Here is a 20790-nt window from a genome sequence, read left to right as displayed (position 1 = left end):
CCCCAAACCTGGTTGATTGCCGGGTTTGGGGCTTTTTTTAAATATAAATTACAGGCGGAGCGCGGCGGAAGATCTAAGTGGAATTAGTACATCTAATTTGATGTCACGGGTACAATTCCTGGAAACAGTTGGATAAACAACACTTAATCAGACCGAATTCTGCTAAAATCCTTGGGGCTAAGTTGATTAATTGTACTTTTTCCAACTGCTTCCCTGAAGCGCATGATTTCGGCAGAATTAAGTGCCTTTTTTCCAACTCTGCTGGTTCACACCTCTCGCTACTGCATAAGGAATAAGCTTCACTTCCCCAGAGCGTATAAATTGTTGAGAGTGGTACCGATTCCGCTTGTTAACTACTTGTTCTGCTGAAATGGCTTACGCCAGGCTTTGATATCGCTGTTCAGCCCGGTAAGATCGGGGACGGGGACTGCCTGATCGTTCAGCTCATATTTGGCTTTCAGTGCAAGAATGCGGTAGACACTTTCATCAATCCGTGCCTCTGTGATCGTACCGTCCTTCACGCTGCTGAGCAGAGCGGCCCGCACCGCCTGCTCATTCTTGTACTCGTGGGCGACCAGCAGGATATCGCTGCCGGCCCGTACAGTATCGACTGCAGCCGCAGCGAGGCTGTAGTTCTTGACGATAGCGCCCATCGTAAGATCATCGGTTATAATGACTCCCTTGAAGCCCATCTCTCCGCGCAGCTGCTCACCGATGATTACTTGGGACAGGGAAGCGGGTTTCTCAGGGTCCAGCTTCGGATACAGGATATGGGCTACCATTACAGCATCTGCCTTCTCCTTAATGGCCGCCTGGAAAGGCAGCCATTCCAGCTTGGCGAGCTGCGCCTCTGTTTTGTTAATTACCGGCAGCTCCAGATGGGAATCGACGGAAGTATCCCCATGGCCGGGGTAATGCTTCACTACAGGCACAATTCCTTCAGACTCCAAGCCCTTCATTTCGGCGATGCCGAGGCGGACTACCAGATCTGCAGTGCTGCCGAAGGAGCGGTCGCCAATAACCGGGTTATCCGGATTGCTGTTAATATCTAGGACAGGTGCGAAATCCATGTTGAAGCCGGAGGACTTCACCGCCCGGGCCAGAAGTTCGCCCATCGTTCCGGCAGCGGCAGCACTATTCTCTTTCCCTACTGCTGCATTGGAAGGGAACACTGCATATTCATCAGGAAGTCTGCTCACCTTGCCGCCTTCCTGGTCCACGCTCATGAACAGCGGGGCAGGATTGCCGTTATTGCTCTTCTTCAAGGCATTGGTCAGACTGACCAATTGCTTCAGGCTGCTGATATTATCGGAATAGAGGATGATTCCGCCTACCTTGTCTTCGGCAATCATCTTCTGTGCGGCTGACTCTGCCGTAGTTCCATCGATTCCGACCAGCAGCATCTGCCCGATCTTGTCCTCCAGTGTCATTCCGGCTAGCTTCCGGGAGATAACGTCATTACTGTCTGTACTGTTTGCTGCCGAAGCAGGAGTAGCGGAAGGCTGGACACTGGCTGCAGGTGTTTCTGCTGCTGTTGCTGCCGGTGTAGTCACCGGAGCAGAGGGAGAAGCTGATGCCGGTGCCCGCGAAGGACCCGTGCCTGCCTGTGCAGAGCTTCCGCTTCCTTCACAACCGCTTGCCAGCAGAAGACATAAGACGGTTGTCAAGAGGAGGAGCGGGTGCTGATGCGGGGTCGACTTATATTGCCGTGGGCTGAACCATTTCATTGTTGAGATTCATCCTTTCGTTTGCTGATTGGCGGGTAGGAATGATAAGATGAAGTAGATTTTACATAAGAACTGCTTACTGTGTACACAAATGAGAAGGATGAGGTGACCTGTCAATGAAAGAACAATTAATGAACACGCTTAATGAACAGATGAATTTCGAGTTCTACTCCGCTCATGTATACCTGGCGATGGCCGCGTATTGTTCCGGTGAAAGTCTCGACGGATTCGCCAACTTTTTCCTGGTGCAGGCTGAAGAAGAGCGGTTCCATGCGATGAAAATCTACAAATTCCTCAATGACCGTGACTATCGTGCCACCCTTGCCGCCCTGCCGGAGCCGAATAATGAATATTCATCCATGCTGGATGCGTTCGAGCATGCCTTCGCCCATGAGCAGCAGAATACGAAGAAATTCTATCATCTGGCTGATTTGGCCCTGGATGAACGCGAGCATGCTACAATCTATTTCCTCAAATGGTTCATTGACGAGCAGGTGGAAGAAGAAGCGCTCTTCAGCAATATTATCGCCAAGCTCAAACGGATTGAAACGGACAGCAATGCCTTCTATATGCTGGATGCCGAGTTCGCCGCCCGTTCCTTTACACCGCCGGCGGAATAATATGATTCCGGACTTGTACCTTTCGTTTGCTTTTACAGCGGATGCCTCCTTTATAAGGAGGGTATCCGCTTTTTAATGCGGCTGCCGTGACCGCTTCCTATTAGTTAGACGATGTTTGCAATGAAAAGTTACTGGGTTCTGCAGCAGGGAGTTGTGCTCAATGTTGAACCGGGGCAAACAATGTTGGGCGAGGCAACATACTTCCGGCTCCGCAACTCTATTTGGCGGGGTTAACTCTTGCGCCGTCCGGCAACACTGTTTCTCTAGACCCACCCGCTATTCAGCGTGTAGTATGGAACAATACTATTATTTGGAGGTCCTTTTTCTTGGATAATTACAGCGATATCAAGCAAAGTGAAAAAGGGGCTTGGCTTAGTCTAATGGCCTACATACTGCTATCTGCCGTCAAATTGTTCATCGGCACTGTTTCAGGCTCGCAGGCATTACTTGCGGACGGACTGAATAACAGCACCGATATTATTGCTTCCATAGCAATTTTGACAGGCCTGAAGATTTCCCGCAGACCCCCGGATTCCAATCATAGCTATGGTCATTTCAGAGCAGAGACAGTTGCTGCATTGATCGCCTCCTTCATAATGATTGCTGTAGGCTTTCAAGTGCTGTATCAGGGTATCAACAAGTTCATTCAGCCTTCACTGGAAACCCCTGATCTAATTGCCGCGTGGACGGCAGCTGCCTGTGCTGTGATTATGATCGCTGTGTTTAGGTATAACATCAAGCTTGCCCGCAAATTGAACAGCAATGCGATGCATGCCGTTGCGCAGGATAACCGTTCGGATGCGCTCGTAAGCGTGGGTGCCTTCATTGGTATCATCGGCTCACAGTTCGGCATTCCGTGGCTTGATCCGCTCACCGCTACCATTGTCGGTCTGCTGATCTGCAAAACTGCTTGGGATATCTTCCGCAAAGCCACTCATGACCTGACAGACGGATTCGATGCAAGTGAGCTGGAGTTAATGAAGCAGACGGTATCGGAGATTGAAGGCGTAGAGTTAATTAAGGATATCAAAGCCCGCATTCACGGAAACAATGTACTAGTGGATACTACGGTACTTGTGGATTCCAGGCTGAATGTGGTGCAGAGCCATGACATTACGGAAGAGATTGAAGATCAGTTGAAGGACCGCCATCAAGTAGCTACGGTGCTTGTCCATATTGAACCCTTGTGATGATATATAGCTTGATTCAACACCTTTGTACTTGACGCATTCCTCGGCAGCAGGTATATAATAACGATATGTTATTAACAATGGGATAATATTAAGATATTCCTATAAAGGAGCCTGCCAATGTCTAATCAACCCGTCACTGATTACAACGGTCTAACCGAGGAGCAGTTCCTGAAGACTTATGACGCCGGGAACTATGAACGTCCGTCTGTTGCTGTGGATATGCTGATCTTCACCGTAATGGAGGAGCAGCAGGATAATTACCGCAAGCTGGCGGAGAAATCTCTGCAGCTTCTGCTCATACAGCGCGGTGAACATCCTTTTCTGGGACAATGGGCGTTGCCTGGAGGATTCGTGGGGATCCACGAAAGCGTTGAGGAGGCAGCCCGCCGGGAGCTGTACAGTGAGACTAATATCGATAACATTTATATGGAACAGTTATATACCTGGGGCGATGTTCAGCGTGATCCGCGGATGCGGGTGATCAGCTGTTCTTACATGGCACTCGTGGACCGCAAAGCCTTGACTGTACAAGCAGGGGATGATGCGGCAGCAGCCGCCTGGTTTGAGGTTTCCTACAATATCCTGGAGACCCGCCGCGAGGAGCTGGAGCAAGGTATCCGGCTGGAGACATTTGTGGAGATTATTCTGCAGAATGAACAGGCGAGGCTCAGCGGTGTGGTCAAGCTTACCGAGACCATCCGGGGCCATGTCCGCCATCTGGACCGTGAGATTGTCCGGAGCTCGGGATTCTCTTTTGACCATCTGATGATGGTACAGGCTGCAATCGAACGCTTGCGCGGCAAAGCTGAGTATACCGATATTGTGTTCAATCTGATGCCGCCGCTGTTCACCTTGTCCGAGCTTCAGCGTGTGTATGAAATCATCCTTGGCAAAGAGCTGCTCGCCGCCGCATTCCGCCGCAAGATTGCTGAGCGGGTAATTGAGACGGATGAGAGTACCCGCGATGCCGGACACCGCCCATCGAAGCTGTACAGATACAACCTGGAGTGGAATCTAACTTGAGAAGGCGAAATACAGGCTTACTGCTAATATAGCGGCTAGTACAAGCCAGGCCACGGGATGAGCAGGATTTAAGGTCCAGCCGATTCCGGATACTTTTCGGGTAATCAGAGGTTTTGAATATCTTTTGCTGAACATTGTATATCACTCCTTCGGGTAGAACAGGTTAATGACTTAGCTATATCGTACTCCTTCCATAACAAACTGCAACGCCAATTCCGCAGGAATTTGTTTTCTGCTGTCGTGTGATGTTGTTAATAGAAGTTTTATGCGGAAAAGCGGACAATGAATTATGCTTTTCATTATGTAATTTATGGAAAAGGGTAAGGTGAGTCAATGATTAACTGGAAGGATTCATATGACATCGGAGTAGAGAAGATTGACTGCCAGCACAGACAGCTGCTTGTGAAGCTGAATGACTTTTTTGAAGCGTGTACCAACCAGCAGGGCAAAGAGAAGATCGAAGAAACACTGAAGTTCCTCAAGGACTACACCGTGGAGCATTTCGGCAGTGAAGAGCAATTGATGAAGGACATCGACTTCCCTGAACTGACAGAACACCAGAAGACGCATGCTGAATTCGTACAGACCGTTCTGGATCTGGAAGAGAGCATTAAGACCAAAGGGGTATCCGTATTGTCAACAATCAAGCTTAACCGTACTTTGACTGACTGGCTGATTAATCACATTCACAAATGTGACAAGCTGATCGGGGACTGTATCGCTGCAAAAGGTAACAAAGCCGTTTAACTACATAATCCGGAACACGAAGATGCCGCAGGGCATTTTCTTTTTTTAGAGGGGAGAGAGGCGCAATATGGAATGCCTGGGATGCAGAATCGCTAATGGTATTGAACCAGACCTGAACATTATTTTGGAAAATGAACTTATCACTTGTGTACTTGATATCGCTCCGTTCAATGAAGGGCATACCCTGATTCTTCCTAAAAAACATTACCTGGATACCGACGAGCTGGACCCGGAAACCGCGCATGCGGTTACGGATGCTTCGCAGAAGGTTACTGCGCTGCTCAAAAGCCTGTACAAACCGGACGGAATCAGAATTTGTGCTGACGGCGGTAAATTTAATGATCTGACCCATTACCATATGCATGTTGTTCCACGCTACGAGGGTGACGGATTGGCCTGGAGTGAGCCCTTGCATCCGGATGGTGCAGAGACACGGCTAAAGGAGACTAAAGCGAAAATTCTGAAAGCGTTAAGTGAAGTATAAATGGAGCCTGTTGGGCTCTTTTTTACTGTGCGTACACAGCTTAATAATCTTCCAGCAGCAATTCTTTATCCTCAGGCAGAAGTTTTGCAGCAAACGCTGACGGATCTTGTTTGGTGTGCTCGATCGAATCAACAACCCAAGTATTATTGCTGTGTGTATAGCTAATAATCATTACTCCATCATCGTCTAGCTTATGTTCACTCGTTGCCACCTTTTGCTGATCAGAGTAATTAAACTCCATGAAGTAGGGATCAATTTTTCCCACATCGCTTACTGTACTTTCTCCGATGGTGATCTTGCTGAAGCTATCCAGACTTAACAAATGCGTTAATCTCCATACGTCAGAAACATAGCTGCTGCTCATGTACATTATAAAGATATGACTGCCGTCAGAAACATTTCGTATTTCATAGGAATAGCCTTTCATGCGTCTGGTAATATCGGCTTTTCCCAATTGCTTCTCAATTTCTGCCTTATGAAATGCAAAAGACATGCTCGAACGAATGGAATAGGGGATATTTGAAACGGAGCTTTTGTTAAGGTCTATTGGAGTGGTTTGTATATTTGCACTTGAATCACTGCCGGTTAATACGACAATCAGAATTAATAATGAAATGAATAGAGAAATCTTTGAAAAAGCCATAAACGAAATCTTAAAAGAGTGATCCAAGGAAATCCTCACCTTTCTCCCGCTTAACGTAAATAGTTACTCAAGTGTTACATAGAACGGATTCGTTTTTATTCAGCTAAGTTCCTGCATGTGTCTAAGATTTTTCATAGTGGCGGAGCACAATTTATACCTCACTAATACTTTGTGATATGATCTGAAGTAGATATTATAGAAACTTACCTTAAGGGAGTGAATAGGGTGAAAAACATGCGCATGCTGGCTTCGGGAATTATCATGCTTCTTGTGCTTGGACTTGTTAATTTCTACATTGGATGGCATCTGTGGGTTCTGCTCCAGGAATGGCTGCCGGGTATTCATGCTGCTGCTTACTGGCCTGTCTTTCTTGTGATTGCCTTCTCTTATATTATTGGCAGAGTTCCGTTGCCGAAGGCGCTTAAGCCGGTTGGCCGGTTGTTCAAGGTGGTCGGCTCCTATTATTTGGCCTGTATGGAGTTTGCCGTGATTCTGCTGCCGCTGACCGATCTGGTATATGGAGTGCTGGCGCTCACCGGTGTGGGCCTCTCGGCGTTTGTGACCGAAGCTGGAGCTACTGTGCTGGCACTGCTTGCCGTATTCCTGCTATGGGGTTCACGCAATGCCTGGAGTACAGTGGTGCGGAGCCACAGACTGAAAGTCGATAAGTCTATTGGAACCAGCGTTCCGCTGACGGTAGCTGTCGCCTCTGACCTGCATCTGGGCAACATTGTCGGGAACCGACATTTACGCCGGATGGTCACGGAGATTAATGCGATGAATCCCGATATCGTCCTTCTGGCCGGAGATGTGCTGGATGACAGCATTGAACCTTTTATCCGCAATGGAATGGACCAGCAGCTGAAGCAGCTTAAGGCACGTTACGGGGTCTATGCTGTGCTGGGGAATCATGAGTATTATGGCGGTTCGATTGCGCAGTACACTGAAGTGATGAATAACATCGGCATTAAAGTTCTGCAGGATGAGGTTGTGGAAACCTCGGGAGTATATGTTGTGGGCCGCAAAGACAAGACGGCGGAGGCGATGGAAGCGGGCGGACGGCTCAGTGTAGAGGCTCTGCTGGACGGACTTGACCGCACGAAGCCGATTATTATGATGGATCATCAGCCGACCGGCTTCGAGCTTGCTGCGCGGGCTGGCGTGGATGTACTGCTGTCGGGACATACCCACCGCGGGCAGATTGCTCCGAATCACTGGATTACGAGACGCCTGTTCGAGCTGGACTGGGGTTATCTGCTCAAAGACAAGCTGCATGTCATTGTCTCCTCCGGCTACGGAACCTGGGGACCGCCAATCCGTCTGGCCAGCCGCTCTGAGCTGATCAAGCTGGAGGTTGTTCTGGAGGGTAGTATGAGCTATAACGAAGAACCTGTGACATCAACGGCTAAGGCGGTACTGATCTAAAAGATCGTCTAGTGGAGGCAACATAATTGTATGTGAGTCAGCTACTGTGTTCTGTACCATCCACCGTGACTGTACCATTTACTGGAACTGTACCATCTATCGGATGTGTACCGTCAACTGGAACTGAACCATCTATTGGAACCGAGCCATCTATCGTAACTTGTACCTTTTACCGTACTCCGTGTGCCTTCCGCCAAGCCCCCTACCTTCGATTGAAGGATAGGGGGTTTTATGTTGGTTTTATGTTATGGTGTAGGGCGAATTTTGTAGTTGAAATCCAGAAAAACTACTGGAGGTTATGCGAAAAGTGGGACAAAGCAGACCTGATCCGATCAAGCGAGGGAAATCCTGCAGAAAGTACAACAATTCAAATTCGATCTCGCTAATTTACCGGGAATCTTGCACAAAATACAACAATTCAGTCGGGTAACCCGCTGAATCGTAAGAATTGTTGTAAAAAGTACAACAATAACCAATTTTACAAGTAAATAAAGAAATAATCTTGCATTTAGTACAACAATCCGGGGTTAATCCGGTTAAATCACCAGTAATCCTCCGCAAGATCCGAATGAATACCCAACTGCATGTCCAACCGAATGCACAAACCAACCGAGTACTGAAATCGTATGATCAAACTAGTGCCAAAACCGCTTGTCCAAACGCACACCTAAATGCACGCCTAAATGCACAGTTAAACGCACACCCAAACTATGTGTCTTTAAAATGGCTTTTTGTATAAACCCACACCTGCCGGGGGTGCTCTGATGCAACATTTTGACAATAAGAGCTGGTTGAGTTATTCTCTATATAAATATAGTTAAGCCATTAACTAAATTGAGCTTGGGCGTTAAGAGGCGTTAAGTGGTGTTATGTCTCGTTAAAGAGCGATATGGACAAAACTTTGAATGATAGAATGGGTGATCAAATGGGTGAGCGGATGAATAAACCAGCCGACGAACTATTGAACGGACTGATGGATGATTCTATGAATGGACTTATGAATGACCGAGTAAATGATCGGCTGGATGCACGGATGGATGCTTTGCAAAAGTATGTGCTGGAGCTGCCGCTCCACAATGAGGTTTTCTTCGCTATGGTGGGAGCGACAGCCCATGCAGTAGCCGTATCCGAGAAATACTGGCAGGCTCAAGGGCTGAACGGGGCAAGAATCCGCGTACTGGTTGAGATTGCGAAGGACGTGGGAGCGATACTCCCTTCACTGCTCGCAGAGAGAATCGGTGTAACCAAAGCCAATATCAGCCTCCTGCTCACTCCGCTGGAGAAAGACGGTTATATCTCCCGTGCGGATCATGCCAAGGATGGACGCAAGACGGTGATTTCGATTACTGAAGCTGGCCGGGCCTTGCTGTCTGAACAGCTGCCTGGAAACCGGGAAGCTGTTGCCGGCGTGATGAAGCGTCTGGATGATACGGAGCTGCACCAGCTGCTGGGTCTGCTGAACAAATTGAGCGAACATACAAGGGAGAGATAATAATGAAGATTATGATTACTGGCGCCACCGGACAATTGGGAAGTCTGATCATAGAAAATTTGCGCAGCCGTATCCCCGCAGAACAGGTTGTAGCCGGAGTACGGAAGCTTGAGCAGGCGGCGTATCTCCAGGAGCAAGGCGTAGAAGTCCGTTATGCCGATTACGATGTGACGGAATCGCTGGATGAAGCCTTTCGCGGAATTTCCCGGCTGCTGCTAATCTCCAGCTCGAATACGGATGACACCGTCCGTCTGATCCAGCACAAGCGGGTTATTGATGCTGCTAAGCGAAGCGGTGTCGGACATATTCTCTATACGGGTTTTGCTTTTCCCCGGCAGAGATCTGAGCAGAGCAAGCCGGACAATGTGCACACGCTAACCGAACAGGCGATTATAGAGTCCGGACTGGAATATACTTTTTTGCGCAATGCCTTATACATTGATTTCGTAGGAGTGCTGGGGCTGAAGGAAGCACTGTCCAGCGGGGAATTGATAACCGCTCCGGGTGAATGGAAGTTCAATTCGGTAACACGTGGAGATCTTGCGCTGGCAACTGCGGCTGTGCTTAGTGAAGGTGAGGCAGGCAATCATATTTATGAGCTGGCCGCTGCACGTACCTGGGATTTTGCAGATCTGGCTGAAGTATTAACCGAGGTTGCCGGGAAGCCGGTGGTACACCGTCAGGATGCCGCAGTTCAGCACTGGATCTATGCTTTTATGAGCAAGCTGGATACCTCATCCACTTCAGGAGATTTGGAACGGCTAATGGGGCGTCCTGTCACACCGCTGAAGGAGAGCATTATGCCTTTTATTGAGCTGCCGGAAGAACGGATAATGTAGAAATGGACTAAGGCTTGTCTCGAAACTGGTTTGTTGCTAGTATGATGTCATTGAATTCGGCAAGCCCGGAGGGAGAGCTTACAGTTGAAAAAGATTATAGTAGCCGACGATGATGTCCATATCCGCACGCTGCTGCGGCATGTCTTGACGAGAGAGGGGTATCTTGTTCTGGAAGCCGGCGACGGCCGGGAAGCGGTAACCCTGATGCAGGAGCAGACAGTGGATCTCGCGGTGGTGGATGTGATGATGCCGCACATGGATGGTCTGGAGCTATGCTCGTACATAAGGGAAACTTACGATATTCCGGTGATCCTCCTGACGGCCCGCCAGCAGCTCAGCGACAAGGAGCAGGGGTATCTGCGCGGGACGGATGATTATGTGACCAAGCCTTTTGAACCGGAGGAGCTGCTGTTCCGCATTAAGGCACTGTTCCGCCGTTATTCGATTGCCTCTGACGACAAAATCCGCCTGAACTCACTGGTGATTGACCGTAAGAATTATGAGATCAGTGACGGGAATGAGGTGCTTTTGCTGCCGGTGAAGGAATTCGAGCTGCTGGCCCAGCTGGCGCAATATCCCGGACGGCTGTTCTCGCGCAGTGAGCTGATCGAACGGGTCTGGGGTGCGGATTATGAGGGGGATGAGCGGACGGTGGATGTGCATATCAAACGGCTGCGCCAGCGGTTCAGCGACTACCAGAATGATTTCACGATCCGCACCGTACGCGGGATTGGCTACAAAGTGGACATGGTGAACACATGAGATCGCTGTATGTAAGAATGAGTATTGTGTTCTGCTCGGTTATAGTGATCAGCAGTGTACTGGGGTTCCTCGTTTCCAATCTCTATTATCAGGCCAAAATCAAACCGCAGAACGATGCCAAGCTGACCAAAATGGCCATAGGCTTGCAGCAGTTCATTCAGGACCACCCGGATGCGGTGGAAGAGTATCTGCTGAGTACAGCCTCGTTAGGGTACAAGATGTATCTGTCCAATGACAACGGCGATGAACAATTCTACGGCCAGCCTTTCCGCAAAAATGACCTGCAGGAGGGAGCGCTGCAAAAGGTGCTGGCGGGGGGGATTTACCACGGAGTCGGTAATTTCCCCAGCTCAGCGTTTATCACCGGCTTCTTCGATAATCAGCTCAGCAATTCGATTGGTGTACCTGTTCAGATCACCGGACAGACTTATGCATTGTTCATGCGTCCGGATGCCGAGGTGCAGTTTGGGGAGCTGCGGATCTTTTTTGCCGTGCTGATTGGCGTCATTATCTTATTCAGCCTGTGGTTTATGCTCATTACAGTATTCCATGTGGTGAAGCCCATAACGCGGCTGACCGAGGCTACGCTCAAAATATCCAAAGGCAGGTACGATATCAAATTATATACCGCCCGTCGTGATGAAATCGGCCAGCTGGCCTCCCATTTCATGACGATGAGCCGGGAGCTGGAACGGACAAACCGGGCGCGTCAGGAATTTGTCGCCAATGTCTCGCATGAAATTGAATCCCCGCTGACGTCCATCCAGGGTTTTGCCCATGCGCTCAAAGACGGTGCGTTGCCCGAACCCCAGAGGCTGGAGTACCTGTCGATCATTGATGAAGAGAGCCGCCGGCTATCCGTGCTCAGCAAGCAGCTGCTCACCTTATCCTCACTCGACTATGAAGAACATGCCCTACAGAAGCGAAGCTTCGACCTCCGTGCCCAGCTCCGCCAGGTCATGCAGATTATGGAATGGCATCTTACTGAGAAGGAGCTTGCGGTCCGGCTGCACGTAGCTGAAATTACACTGGAAGGCGACCCTAACCTGCTCTATCAGGTATGGATGAACCTGGTCACGAATGCCGTGAAGTATACTCCGGCGGGCGGCACAATCAGCATAGCGGCACGTGCAGACGATCATACGTGCACTGTAACGGTGACGGACAACGGTGAAGGGATTCCTGCGGAGCAGCTGCCGATGATCTTCGACCGGTTCTACAAAGTGGATCAGGCGCGCACCCGTGACAGCAACAGCAGCGGGCTGGGGCTCGCCATTGCACAGAAGATTATTCAGGCTCATAACGGTACGATCGAGGCGGCAAGTACGGTTGGAGAAGGGACTACCTTTACTGTCTCCCTGCCCTGCCATAATACAGATTGAGCAGAGGTATAGTAACTGATGAACTATAGTTCAATCTGTATAATGTAATTCTTTATTCATACTCCGTTCATTTTCATCCTCTAAACTGTGGATATACAGATTAGAAGGAGTGGTTATATGTTTTTGGCTTTACGGGAGATGAGGCACTCCAAAGCACGCTACAGCCTCATAATGGTGATTATGCTGCTGGTTTCGTTTCTGGTTCTGTTCGTAACGGGCCTGGCCAGAGGACTTGCCTATGCGAATATCTCGGCACTGGAGAATATGCCTGCGAATTATTTTGTCGTGCAGAGCGACGCTGACCATACGTTTAGACGTTCACAGTTAGGCGAATCGGAGCTTGCAGCAGCCCGTGCGGTAGCCGGGGAGGCGAAGGCAACTCCGCTTGGCGTGCAGACCAGTACTATTACTGCTGCCGATGCGGATGTGAAGGCGGACATTACTTTTTTTGCCGTAGATATGGCGGGTATGCTGGCTCCTGAAGTGACGGAAGGTGCTGGAATCACCAATGAAGTTCAAGGGAGTGCCGTGGTAGATTCGAAGCTGGAAGAGTCCGGTGTCACGATCGGCAGTACAATAAGTGATCAGGCAACAGGCATGAGCTGGACGGTTAGCGGTTTTGTGAAAGACAGCTCTTACAGCCACACTCCGGTGGTATATATTAACCAGCTGGATTGGCAGGCCATGAAGCAAGGGGCGGTTCAGGGCGGCAGCTCAGACAGTACAGGCAATGCTCCTTACAACGTTATCGCGATAAAAGTATCTTCTGCACAGGCATCTGAAATTGCCGGACAGCAGCAGGCGGTAGAGGTGATTACCCAGAAACAGGCGATTTCCAGTGTCCCCGGATATGCGGCTGAACAGAATTCACTGCTTATGATGATAGCCTTTCTGTTCATTATTGCTGCAGTTGTACTTGCCGTATTCTTCTACGTCATCACAATCCAGAAGACCAGCCAGTTCGGTATTCTTAAGGCAATGGGTACCAAAATGTCCTATTTAGCCTGGAGCGTAGTCGGCCAAGTCCTGATTCTGTCTGTAGCCAGTCTGGCACTGAGCCTGCTGCTTACGTTCGGAATGAATATGGGGCTGCCGGATGCGATGCCGTTCCAGCTGGACGGGCAGACGATGATTCTGACCAGCCTGCTGTTCATCGGAATGTCGCTGCTGGGTTCACTGATTTCTGTAGCAAGAGTAGCCAAGGTGGATGCCTTGGAAGCGATAGGGAGGACTGGAGCATGAGTGCCAAATTAATCATGAAGCAAGTGACCAAAACCTACGGGGACGGAGACGGGGCAATGACTGTTTTGAATAACCTGGATTTTACGGTGAACGAGGGTGAATTCGTAGCAGTACTGGGGCCTTCGGGGTCCGGCAAAAGCACTTTTCTCTCTGCCGCCGGTGCTCTGCTCACCCCAACAAGCGGGGAAATCTTCATCGATGGTGAATCGCTGCGTGACAAAGACAAAGGGGCTTTGACGGAGCTGAGGCTGCAGAAGATCGGCTTCATGTTCCAAAGCGCACAGCTGCTGCCTTTCCTGAAGGTGGAGGAACAGCTGCTCTATGTTGCCAAGCTGGCTAAGCTCACCACGAAGGAAGCCAAGGTTCGGGCAACCTATCTGCTGAAGCGTCTGGAAATCTGGGAGCGGCGCAACCAGTATCCCGAGCAGCTGTCCGGCGGTGAGAAGCAGCGTGTGGCCATTGCCCGGGCGTGGATGAACAAACCGGCTATCCTGTTCGCAGATGAGCCGACAGCGAGTCTGGATTACAGCCGCGGAAGAGAAGTAGTGCGGATGATTGCTGACGAGGTGCGGAGCGAAGGCAAGGCAGCCGTCATGGTAACGCACGATGACCGCATGCTGGAGTGGTGCGACCGTGTGCTTCATCTGGAGGATGGCGTGCTGGTTCAAGTTTAGGTTAGAACTTGGATGGTTAGTTAGAACTGAATCCCGGGGACGGGGTTCAGTTTTTGTTAGTTTGGAAATTGGATGATCTTCGTTATTAGTGAAACTCTAGAAGAACTCTAAATGAAAAGGTATCACCGAACTCGTTTGGAAATCGGATGATCTTCATTCATTTCCAGTAGGTCCCACAAATTACCGTATAAATCTTTGAATACAGCAACTATTCCATAAGACTGTTCTTGGGGCTCTCTAACAAATTCTATCCCCCTGAGAACCATTTCATTATAATCTCTCCAAAAGTCGTCGGTGTTTAGAAATAGGAATACCCGGCCACCAGTTTGGTTGCCAATAAACAGCTCTTGTTCAGGTTTTGATGCTCTAGCAAGTAAAATCGTAGTGCCGACAGAACCCGGAGGGGAAATCACTACCCACCTTTTATCTTGCTCTGGCTGATAGATATCTTCAACTAAGGTGAAATTCAACTTTCTTGTATAAAATTCTATCGCTTCATCATAATCTTTAACCACCAAAGCAATATGTACAATGGACTGAATCATTTCTAAATCATCCTCCAATTCAAGTAGTATTATCTTATTACATCGGGAAGAAGTTAATCAAACTATCCTCCGCCCGTCATTTGTCTAACCTTCTGGAATAATAATGAACTTGGAAGAGTTAAACGGCCCGTTCTTTGAACAAAGGGAGCTGACCATGTTGATCCGGCTGCCTTCCTGTTTGTAATGAGCTAACGTTCTCCGTTAGTTTAACGGTTGATTACTCGTCAATCCGTCACCAGTGAGATTAAATAAATGTTCATCTCTACTTGTAGCAACGGGTCCTATGCCGAAATACTCCGTCTAATCATATAATATTAGCCCGTCAAAAAAAATACTATAGTCGACGTACTCATCGCCCGTGGTGTACCAGACTTCCTTACCCGTGCTAGTCTGAAGCTTGATATGGCCCTGCTTGTCGTCACCCAGGAATTTCACGTTGTCTCCTGCTTCCAGGGAAAAGGCTTCGTCCGTGCCATCTTTATGAAACTGCACGGCAATTTCCTTTTTGATCGTTAAAGGCGTCGGTGGTTCCATCGGATAAAAATCCTGTTGCTCTTCATGGAGAGAATGTTCGGCATCCAGACGGAATACCAAATTACGGAACCAGGTCTGAAAGTTATTGCTTTCTTTTGCGCTGACCACTCTCCCATGGCCGTCATACATTGAGCTGTGTGCCGAGAAATCGGGAAGCTCACCTATTTGCTTGAGGGTTTCGCCGTCATAGGCATAGAAAGATGTTGATCGTAAAGAGACCATCTGCGAATCCATTTGAAGTGCAATCTCGAAATATGGATCGTCAATATCCAGATCGACAATATCCACATAAGGAAGCAGCTCACTGTCCACCTCCATCGTGATGTTATTCACCTTCAGCTTGAAGACCCCTAATTCCGTTTCCGGCGGTATTAGCTGGATCTCTTCTTCACGACCATCTCCGTTCAGATCCACTTTCATCTTCTTCTGTTTAAAGCCCGAATCACCTATGTAACCTCGTAAATGGACGTCATCTGTATGAGAAGGTTCGAGCTTATAGCCAGCGTATTTGGCTTCGTAGTCACGAAGTAGCGCAACGTTCTGTTTCTCAATCGGGCTAAGATGCTCCTTGTAGGCAGAGTCTGCATGATACCAAGGCTTGGCGGCAAAGTAGTCCTTCAAATCCTTCTGTTTAAATACATACCCGTGCCTTGCAAATATCTCGTTGCGCGCAAGCTTCAGAATACGGTTGTCCAGACTGCCGATCTTTTCAGGGGACAGCAACGCATTCGAGCTGTCTTTCAAAATATACTCCCGTATTGCAAGTGCAACAGTAGAAGGAGCCGCAGTTGACTCTTTTGCCGCAACTAGATCACTGACCGCTCCTTCAGCGGCTTTCTCTTTTTCCGCATAAGTACAGCCAGAAATGATTAATGACAGGGCAATTACCCCATATGTAAGCCGAAACTTCCGAAAATCCATTTTGTTGACCCACTTCGTCATAGGAATTTGATTTGATAATCGCATTTAAATATACCATAAAGTGGTATTTAGCGTATAGGAAAATGAGCCTTCCACTTCTGAGAAATCCGCGAATGTTTGTATCGCCTTTTGATTTGAATGTTCGCTATCCTGCCCGTTCGTATTATGAGATCAACCAGTTCTTTCTGGTTGATCCTTTTTTCATTTGCATAGAGGATTAAAGTAGCCTGGTCGAACGTACCTGCCCGTGGGACTTGATCCCGAGCGCTATAATGTTCACCCTACTTGTCATGACCATGATTGAGGCTGGTTGGGACGTAAGATCCCGTATAACAAGCGATGCTATGGAGCGACAAGAAGAACCGTAGGGATGCCGGTGAATTTAAACTTACAGGGAGAGATGAGATGAAATGAATCCAGTTGTCGGTCTAGATATTTCAAAAGAAGAAAGTCATGGACAAGCCTTTTTAGCGCGCGGAAAGCTCTTCAGAGGGACATTCCACTTCGAGCACACTCGTGATGGCCTAGCAAATCTACATCAAGTTTTAAAGGACGTTGAATCGGTATCCAAACAACGTCCTTTACTTATTCTAGAAGCAACAGGACATTACCAAAGCCCTGTTGTTCAGTTCTTAGAGGAACATCACTATATTTACATTGTCATTAACCCGCTAATCTCCAATCGGCTTAGAAAGTCTCAGCTTCGTAAAGTAAAGACGGATGCTGCTGACGCTTACCTATTGGGTGAGTTGTACTACAGGGAAGAGTTTGAACCTTTTAAGAAAAGAGGTGTGCAACTTCTCAATCTGCGCTATCTTACAAGGCAATATGAGACTCTTTCAAAGATGTGTGTATCGACTAAACTGCAATTCCAAGCTGTTTTAGATCAGGTTTTCCCGGGTTATAAAGGCGTGTTTGGAGCTATGTATTCCGGTGTTTCACTGCGGTTTTTAAGTGAATTCCCAACCTCATATTTAGTTTTACAGACGGATGAAGATACACTTAGAGCTAAGATGAAAGAACTGCTTTCTTCGAAACGGGGGCGTTCAGAGGACTGGATTAACCAACGGGTTCAACGATTAGTAGATGCGGCAAAACAAAATCCATTTCAGCAAACCATGTATGCAAGTCATTTAATCAATATGAGAGTTCTTATTACCCTTATTCTTCAATACCAAGAGCATCTTGCTGAACTGGAACAGAACATAGATGCTCTGGCTGAAGAAATTGAAGAGTATGAATTAATTCAGTCGATTCCCGGGATTGGGCATAAAATTGCTGCAACAATTTTATCCGAAATAGGAGAAGTCGAACGATTTGATCATCCTAAGAAGTTAGTCGCCTTCGCAGGCATTGACCCGAGTGTCTTTGCTTCCGGTAAGTTTACAGCGACTCGAAACCGAATCACGAAACGTGGTTCCAGGCAGCTGCGTTACGCACTGGTGATGGCTGTTCAGTGTGGACTTATACGCTCCCGAAATATGCGAATCAAAGCGTTCTATGAACGTAAGAGAGCTGAAGGAAAACCACATAAAGTAGCTCTAATCGCATGTGCAAATAAACTCGTCCATTGGCTCTATGCGATCTTAAAAAATAAAAAGGAATTTCGTCCAATTTAAAAAATATTATTGGCATAACCTTCCAAGACACAAAGAAAATTGGAGGGTTTTTTGGCATGCCTCATTTTAACTATACCACATGATTTAGAATCACTTTACTGGTAATGTTGACAAGCTATTAGCTGGTATAGTCTAATGAAACACCTGCCCGGGGCGATGTATGCGAAAAATTGAATACAATGTGCTTCTACGAAGGTAATCGAGCCAGATGTATGCGAAAAACCGAATATAATGAGCTTCCGTTAAGGTAACCGGGCCAGATGTATTCGAAAAACCGAATACAATGTGCTTATACGAAGGTAACCCGGCCAATGTATGCGAAAAACCGAATACAATGTGCTTCCCCGGATGCTGCTCCCTAATAAGTCTGAATGACAGTAATGTAAGGTGAACTTGCCCTTGAATTTGGAAAAGAAGCAGCAGCTTTGTACTGCGATTCACATTCTTTGTTCAGCGGTAGATATCGTTGCTGCCGGGGATGCCGCTCTGGTCAGCTCCAAGTTATGCTTAGAGGAACTGGAGTGAGGGGGAGAAGCTGACATGGGAAATTCATTGAACCTGCCAGGTGTCTTGCTGCCGGCGGCGCTGGGCGGAGGCGGTTATATTACCGGCCTGCTGCAGCATCCGGCGGACAACCGTGTATTATATGCCCGCTGTGATGTGGCGGGCGTCTTCCGCAGCAGTGATGGCGGGGAGAGCTGGGAGACCCTGAACCGGGGGTTGACCCAGGCTTACCACCATCAGGTGCAGAGCTTTGCCATTAGCAGTCATCACCCGGAGGTGATGTTCCGCTGCTGCGGCGAAGTGAGGAGCAGGACCTTCTACGGCGCGGTGCACAAGTCGGCAGATGGCGGGAACAGCTGGTATGAGGTCTGCGGCGGGATGGGCTTCTACGGCAACGGGCCGACCCGGATGTACGGGGAGGTCATTGCCGTAGATCCCGTTCATCCCGGTATTGTAGCGGCCGGCGGGTATACCGGCGGACTCTGGATCAGCAGGGATGAAGGAGAGAGCTGGGAGCAGAGCAGCCTTCCGGAGGAGCGTTTCGGGTGTGTAGCTTTTCACCCGGATCAGCCGGGTATGTTATATGCCGGAACGATCAGCGATGAGGAGCTGAATATGGATTATGCCGATCCGGGGGAGTACGGCATATTAGGGCTGCTGCAGGACCGCCCGCGGGGGAAGGCGGGCAGGCTATATCTCAGCCGTGACTCGGGACAATCGTGGGAGCTGCTGGTTGAAGGTCCCAGCTTTGCCGGGCTGTCATTCGACAGCCGGGACCCGCAGCGGCTGCTGGCCGCCTGCATCTGGGGCGGCATCAAGAGCAGTGCAGACGGAGGGCAGACCTGGCAGTCTGCCGGAGAAGGTCTGCTGAAGGGAGAGCAGCGGTACGGGACCCTTGTCCAGGATTGGCATGTCCCGGAGCGCTGGTATACAGCACCTGATCTGCGCCCGCAGATGCAGGACATCCCGCCGATACCGCTGTATGTTACAGACGATGGCGCGGAGCGGTGGAGACTGCTGCATCATCACAGTGATAATGATTTAAGCGGCTTTCCGGCATACATGGACAGCTTTAACGGAGGTTCACGGGCTTCTGCTGCCGGCTGGGCGATCTCTAAGATTATCGTAGACCGGTTCACACCAGGCCGCCTCTATCTCTGCAACTGGTATGGGGTAGCCTACAGCGGAGATGGCGGAATGACCTGGCGGGCCGGGCAGTTCCGGGGGCTTGAGACCACCTGCATGGAAGCGGTGGTAGCAGATAAGCTGCAGCCCGGCAAGTTCTGTGTCACCATGGCGGACCATTCTCCGAAGGTGACCGAGGATGGCGGTCTCTCCTTCCGCAATCTGCCCGGACTGTCCGGCTATTCCGGAAGCTCTGCGGCTGTTAATTCCGCAGCAGATCCGGGATTGTATCTGTACGGCCTCATCGGCCACGGCAATACAGCCTGTATCGCTGTATACCACGATGGTGAAGACCGTGCCCGAGCAGCTTTAACACTGGGTCCCGGGTTATTCGTGCAGGCTTTGCGTGAGGACGGCAATCAGCCGGGCACCTATTATGCCTATGTGGACGGGGCAGTCAGTGCAGGCGCAGGAATCTACCGGTCGCGGGACGGCGGCACTTCATGGGACCGCACAGCTTTTCGGCCTCCGGCTTATGTGGAGACACTTCCGCATCAGAAGCGCTGGATTGAAGCCGAGCTGCTGTCCGTTGTAGTCTATCAGGTTAAGAATGCCTGCGGGTCCAACCAGCTCATGGATACGAATCCGCATCTGGCAGGACAGCTAATTGCCGGAGAAGCCACGGAGGGGATTTGGCAATCCTCAGACCATGGGGACACCTGGAATTTCATAGGAGAGGGGCTTCCTTTTCAGCATGGCGGCCCGGCTTCAATACTGAGCGCAGTGGCGTACTCCCCCTCCTGTCCGGGGACAATCTATGCGGGGTTTATTTCGGAAGGGCTATGGCGCAGCAGTGACGGCGGACAGAGCTGGCACAAGCTGTTTCCGGTTATGGCAGGCAAGCTCTTCAATGTATCAGCACTCTGTGTTGGGCGGGGTGAACACGGAGAGGATGTGCTGATATCGGCCAGCGAACCGATGGTCCGGTCCTCCACAGAATCTGAAATGGCCTGGAGCCGGGATGGGGGAGATACCTGGGAGGAGTGGGAGCATGCCCCGCTTGGAGCTGTCCGCTGGAAGGGGATTGCGCTTGATTGTGAGGTCAGACAAGTGCTTGCCGTCACCTGCGGCAACGGTGCTTTCCGCGGGACAATCAGCCTGTAGCGGGTATTGCTGCTTTTAACTGCGTTGTCATTGCTGAAACACAGTTTTCGTTGCTGCGGGTTCTTGTTGAGTCTCTAGGAAAACGCTTACATTTGATGGGCCGGACGATGTAATCATCGAATATA

The 20790-nt window shown here is 49.4% G+C and carries 19 protein-coding genes; 15 read left to right on the top strand and 4 right to left on the bottom strand.

Annotated elements, in window-relative coordinates; all coding sequences use genetic code 11:
- Positions 1-353 precede the first annotated feature (353 nt).
- Positions 354-1727, bottom strand: a complete 1374-nt coding sequence (gene nagZ / locus NSU14_RS15225; protein ID WP_340945972.1) for a beta-N-acetylhexosaminidase — start codon at positions 1725-1727, stop codon at positions 354-356.
- 116 nt (positions 1728-1843) lie between these two features.
- On the opposite strand from nagZ, the gene NSU14_RS15220 reads away from it, so the two are divergent.
- The 5 genes from NSU14_RS15220 to NSU14_RS15200 all read left to right on the top strand — a co-directional run bounded on the left by NSU14_RS15220 (position 1844) and on the right by NSU14_RS15200 (position 5794).
- Positions 1844-2347, top strand: a complete 504-nt coding sequence (locus NSU14_RS15220) for a ferritin (RefSeq protein WP_039292730.1) — start codon at positions 1844-1846, stop codon at positions 2345-2347.
- Positions 2348-2673: 326 nt separating this feature from the next.
- Positions 2674-3537 (top strand): cation diffusion facilitator family transporter, encoded by an 864-nt coding sequence (locus NSU14_RS15215; protein WP_042137029.1) that lies wholly within the window; start codon positions 2674-2676, stop codon positions 3535-3537.
- Positions 3538-3657: 120 nt separating this feature from the next.
- Positions 3658-4563 carry an NUDIX hydrolase gene (locus tag NSU14_RS15210; protein ID WP_340945967.1) on the top strand — a complete coding sequence of 302 codons (906 nt, stop codon included), beginning with the start codon at positions 3658-3660 and terminating at the stop codon, positions 4561-4563.
- A gap of 333 nt (positions 4564-4896) precedes the next feature.
- A complete protein-coding gene (locus NSU14_RS15205) occupies positions 4897-5310 on the top strand; it encodes a bacteriohemerythrin (protein ID WP_081969990.1) in 414 nt (137 codons plus the stop codon).
- A gap of 67 nt (positions 5311-5377) precedes the next feature.
- Positions 5378-5794 carry an HIT family protein gene (locus NSU14_RS15200; RefSeq protein WP_042137034.1) on the top strand — a complete coding sequence of 139 codons (417 nt, stop codon included), beginning with the start codon at positions 5378-5380 and terminating at the stop codon, positions 5792-5794.
- A gap of 40 nt (positions 5795-5834) precedes the next feature.
- Here the strand turns inward: NSU14_RS15200 and NSU14_RS15195 are convergent, their stop codons facing one another.
- Positions 5835-6464, bottom strand: a complete 630-nt coding sequence (locus NSU14_RS15195) for a hypothetical protein (protein ID WP_336100636.1) — start codon at positions 6462-6464, stop codon at positions 5835-5837.
- A gap of 207 nt (positions 6465-6671) precedes the next feature.
- On the opposite strand from NSU14_RS15195, the gene NSU14_RS15190 reads away from it, so the two are divergent.
- From NSU14_RS15190 to NSU14_RS15160, 7 genes are all read left to right on the top strand, one after another.
- A complete protein-coding gene (locus NSU14_RS15190) occupies positions 6672-7862 on the top strand; it encodes a metallophosphoesterase (RefSeq protein WP_340948948.1) in 1191 nt (396 codons plus the stop codon).
- Positions 7863-8775: 913 nt separating this feature from the next.
- Complete coding sequence (locus tag NSU14_RS15185) at positions 8776-9354, top strand: MarR family winged helix-turn-helix transcriptional regulator (RefSeq protein ID WP_340945962.1); 579 nt, start codon at positions 8776-8778, stop codon at positions 9352-9354.
- A 2-nt stretch (positions 9355-9356) separates the two neighbouring features.
- A complete protein-coding gene (locus NSU14_RS15180; protein ID WP_340945961.1) occupies positions 9357-10193 on the top strand; it encodes an SDR family oxidoreductase in 837 nt (278 codons plus the stop codon).
- A gap of 84 nt (positions 10194-10277) precedes the next feature.
- Positions 10278-10955: a response regulator transcription factor gene (locus tag NSU14_RS15175; protein ID WP_340945960.1), complete on the top strand. Its 678-nt coding sequence runs from the start codon at positions 10278-10280 to the stop codon at positions 10953-10955.
- Positions 10952-12337 carry a sensor histidine kinase gene (locus NSU14_RS15170; RefSeq protein ID WP_340945958.1) on the top strand — a complete coding sequence of 462 codons (1386 nt, stop codon included), beginning with the start codon at positions 10952-10954 and terminating at the stop codon, positions 12335-12337. The genes NSU14_RS15175 and NSU14_RS15170 overlap by 4 nt, the downstream gene beginning before the upstream one ends.
- Before the next feature lie 117 nt (positions 12338-12454).
- Complete coding sequence (locus NSU14_RS15165; protein WP_042137045.1) at positions 12455-13579, top strand: ABC transporter permease; 1125 nt, start codon at positions 12455-12457, stop codon at positions 13577-13579.
- The gene (locus tag NSU14_RS15160; protein WP_042137046.1) at positions 13576-14253 is read left to right on the top strand and encodes an ABC transporter ATP-binding protein; all 678 of its coding nucleotides are present in this window, start codon (positions 13576-13578) and stop codon (positions 14251-14253) included. The genes NSU14_RS15165 and NSU14_RS15160 overlap by 4 nt, the downstream gene beginning before the upstream one ends.
- A 122-nt stretch (positions 14254-14375) precedes the next feature.
- Here the strand turns inward: NSU14_RS15160 and NSU14_RS15155 are convergent, their stop codons facing one another.
- The gene (locus tag NSU14_RS15155; protein ID WP_042137047.1) at positions 14376-14798 is read right to left on the bottom strand and encodes a VOC family protein; all 423 of its coding nucleotides are present in this window, start codon (positions 14796-14798) and stop codon (positions 14376-14378) included.
- 300 nt (positions 14799-15098) lie between these two features.
- Positions 15099-16274: a YARHG domain-containing protein gene (locus NSU14_RS15150; protein WP_179093666.1), complete on the bottom strand. Its 1176-nt coding sequence runs from the start codon at positions 16272-16274 to the stop codon at positions 15099-15101.
- A 389-nt stretch (positions 16275-16663) separates the two neighbouring features.
- On the opposite strand from NSU14_RS15150, the gene NSU14_RS15145 reads away from it, so the two are divergent.
- From NSU14_RS15145 to NSU14_RS15135, 3 genes are all read left to right on the top strand, one after another.
- Entirely contained in the window at positions 16664-17872 is a 1209-nt protein-coding gene (locus tag NSU14_RS15145; protein ID WP_042138433.1) for an IS110 family transposase, read from the top strand.
- Between the two features lie 399 nt (positions 17873-18271).
- Positions 18272-18397 (top strand): hypothetical protein, encoded by a 126-nt coding sequence (locus NSU14_RS15140; RefSeq protein ID WP_340945955.1) that lies wholly within the window; start codon positions 18272-18274, stop codon positions 18395-18397.
- 15 nt (positions 18398-18412) lie between these two features.
- On the top strand, positions 18413-20665 hold the full coding sequence (locus tag NSU14_RS15135; RefSeq protein WP_340945952.1) for a hypothetical protein: 2253 nt from the start codon (positions 18413-18415) through the stop codon (positions 20663-20665).
- Positions 20666-20790 lie beyond the last annotated feature (125 nt).

The sequence above is a fragment of the Paenibacillus sp. FSL R10-2771 genome, assembly GCF_038000205.1.
GTDB lineage: Bacteria > Bacillota > Bacilli > Paenibacillales > Paenibacillaceae > Paenibacillus_AQ > Paenibacillus_AQ phytohabitans.
Note: the sequence above shows the minus strand (reverse complement) of the source record. Positions and strands in the feature narration are given on the sequence as shown.

Excerpts from the sequence above, each read along its gene's own strand:
- NSU14_RS15180 (WP_340945961.1), top strand. The coding sequence starts at position 9,357 with ATGAAGATTATGATTACTGGCGCCACCGGACAATTGGGAAGTCTGATC.
- NSU14_RS15150 (WP_179093666.1), bottom strand. The coding sequence starts at position 16,274 with ATGACGAAGTGGGTCAACAAAATGGATTTTCGGAAGTTTCGGCTTACA.
- NSU14_RS15185 (WP_340945962.1), top strand. The coding sequence starts at position 8,776 with ATGGGTGATCAAATGGGTGAGCGGATGAATAAACCAGCCGACGAACTA.
- NSU14_RS15160 (WP_042137046.1), top strand. The coding sequence starts at position 13,576 with ATGAGTGCCAAATTAATCATGAAGCAAGTGACCAAAACCTACGGGGAC.
- NSU14_RS15200 (WP_042137034.1), top strand. The coding sequence starts at position 5,378 with ATGGAATGCCTGGGATGCAGAATCGCTAATGGTATTGAACCAGACCTG.
- NSU14_RS15205 (WP_081969990.1), top strand. The coding sequence starts at position 4,897 with ATGATTAACTGGAAGGATTCATATGACATCGGAGTAGAGAAGATTGAC.
- NSU14_RS15145 (WP_042138433.1), top strand. The coding sequence starts at position 16,664 with ATGAATCCAGTTGTCGGTCTAGATATTTCAAAAGAAGAAAGTCATGGA.
- NSU14_RS15165 (WP_042137045.1), top strand. The coding sequence starts at position 12,455 with ATGTTTTTGGCTTTACGGGAGATGAGGCACTCCAAAGCACGCTACAGC.
- NSU14_RS15220 (WP_039292730.1), top strand. The coding sequence starts at position 1,844 with ATGAAAGAACAATTAATGAACACGCTTAATGAACAGATGAATTTCGAG.
- NSU14_RS15170 (WP_340945958.1), top strand. The coding sequence starts at position 10,952 with ATGAGATCGCTGTATGTAAGAATGAGTATTGTGTTCTGCTCGGTTATA.
- NSU14_RS15135 (WP_340945952.1), top strand. The coding sequence starts at position 18,413 with ATGGGAAATTCATTGAACCTGCCAGGTGTCTTGCTGCCGGCGGCGCTG.
- NSU14_RS15210 (WP_340945967.1), top strand. The coding sequence starts at position 3,658 with ATGTCTAATCAACCCGTCACTGATTACAACGGTCTAACCGAGGAGCAG.
- nagZ (WP_340945972.1), bottom strand. The coding sequence starts at position 1,727 with ATGAAATGGTTCAGCCCACGGCAATATAAGTCGACCCCGCATCAGCAC.
- NSU14_RS15190 (WP_340948948.1), top strand. The coding sequence starts at position 6,672 with ATGCGCATGCTGGCTTCGGGAATTATCATGCTTCTTGTGCTTGGACTT.
- NSU14_RS15155 (WP_042137047.1), bottom strand. The coding sequence starts at position 14,798 with ATGATTCAGTCCATTGTACATATTGCTTTGGTGGTTAAAGATTATGAT.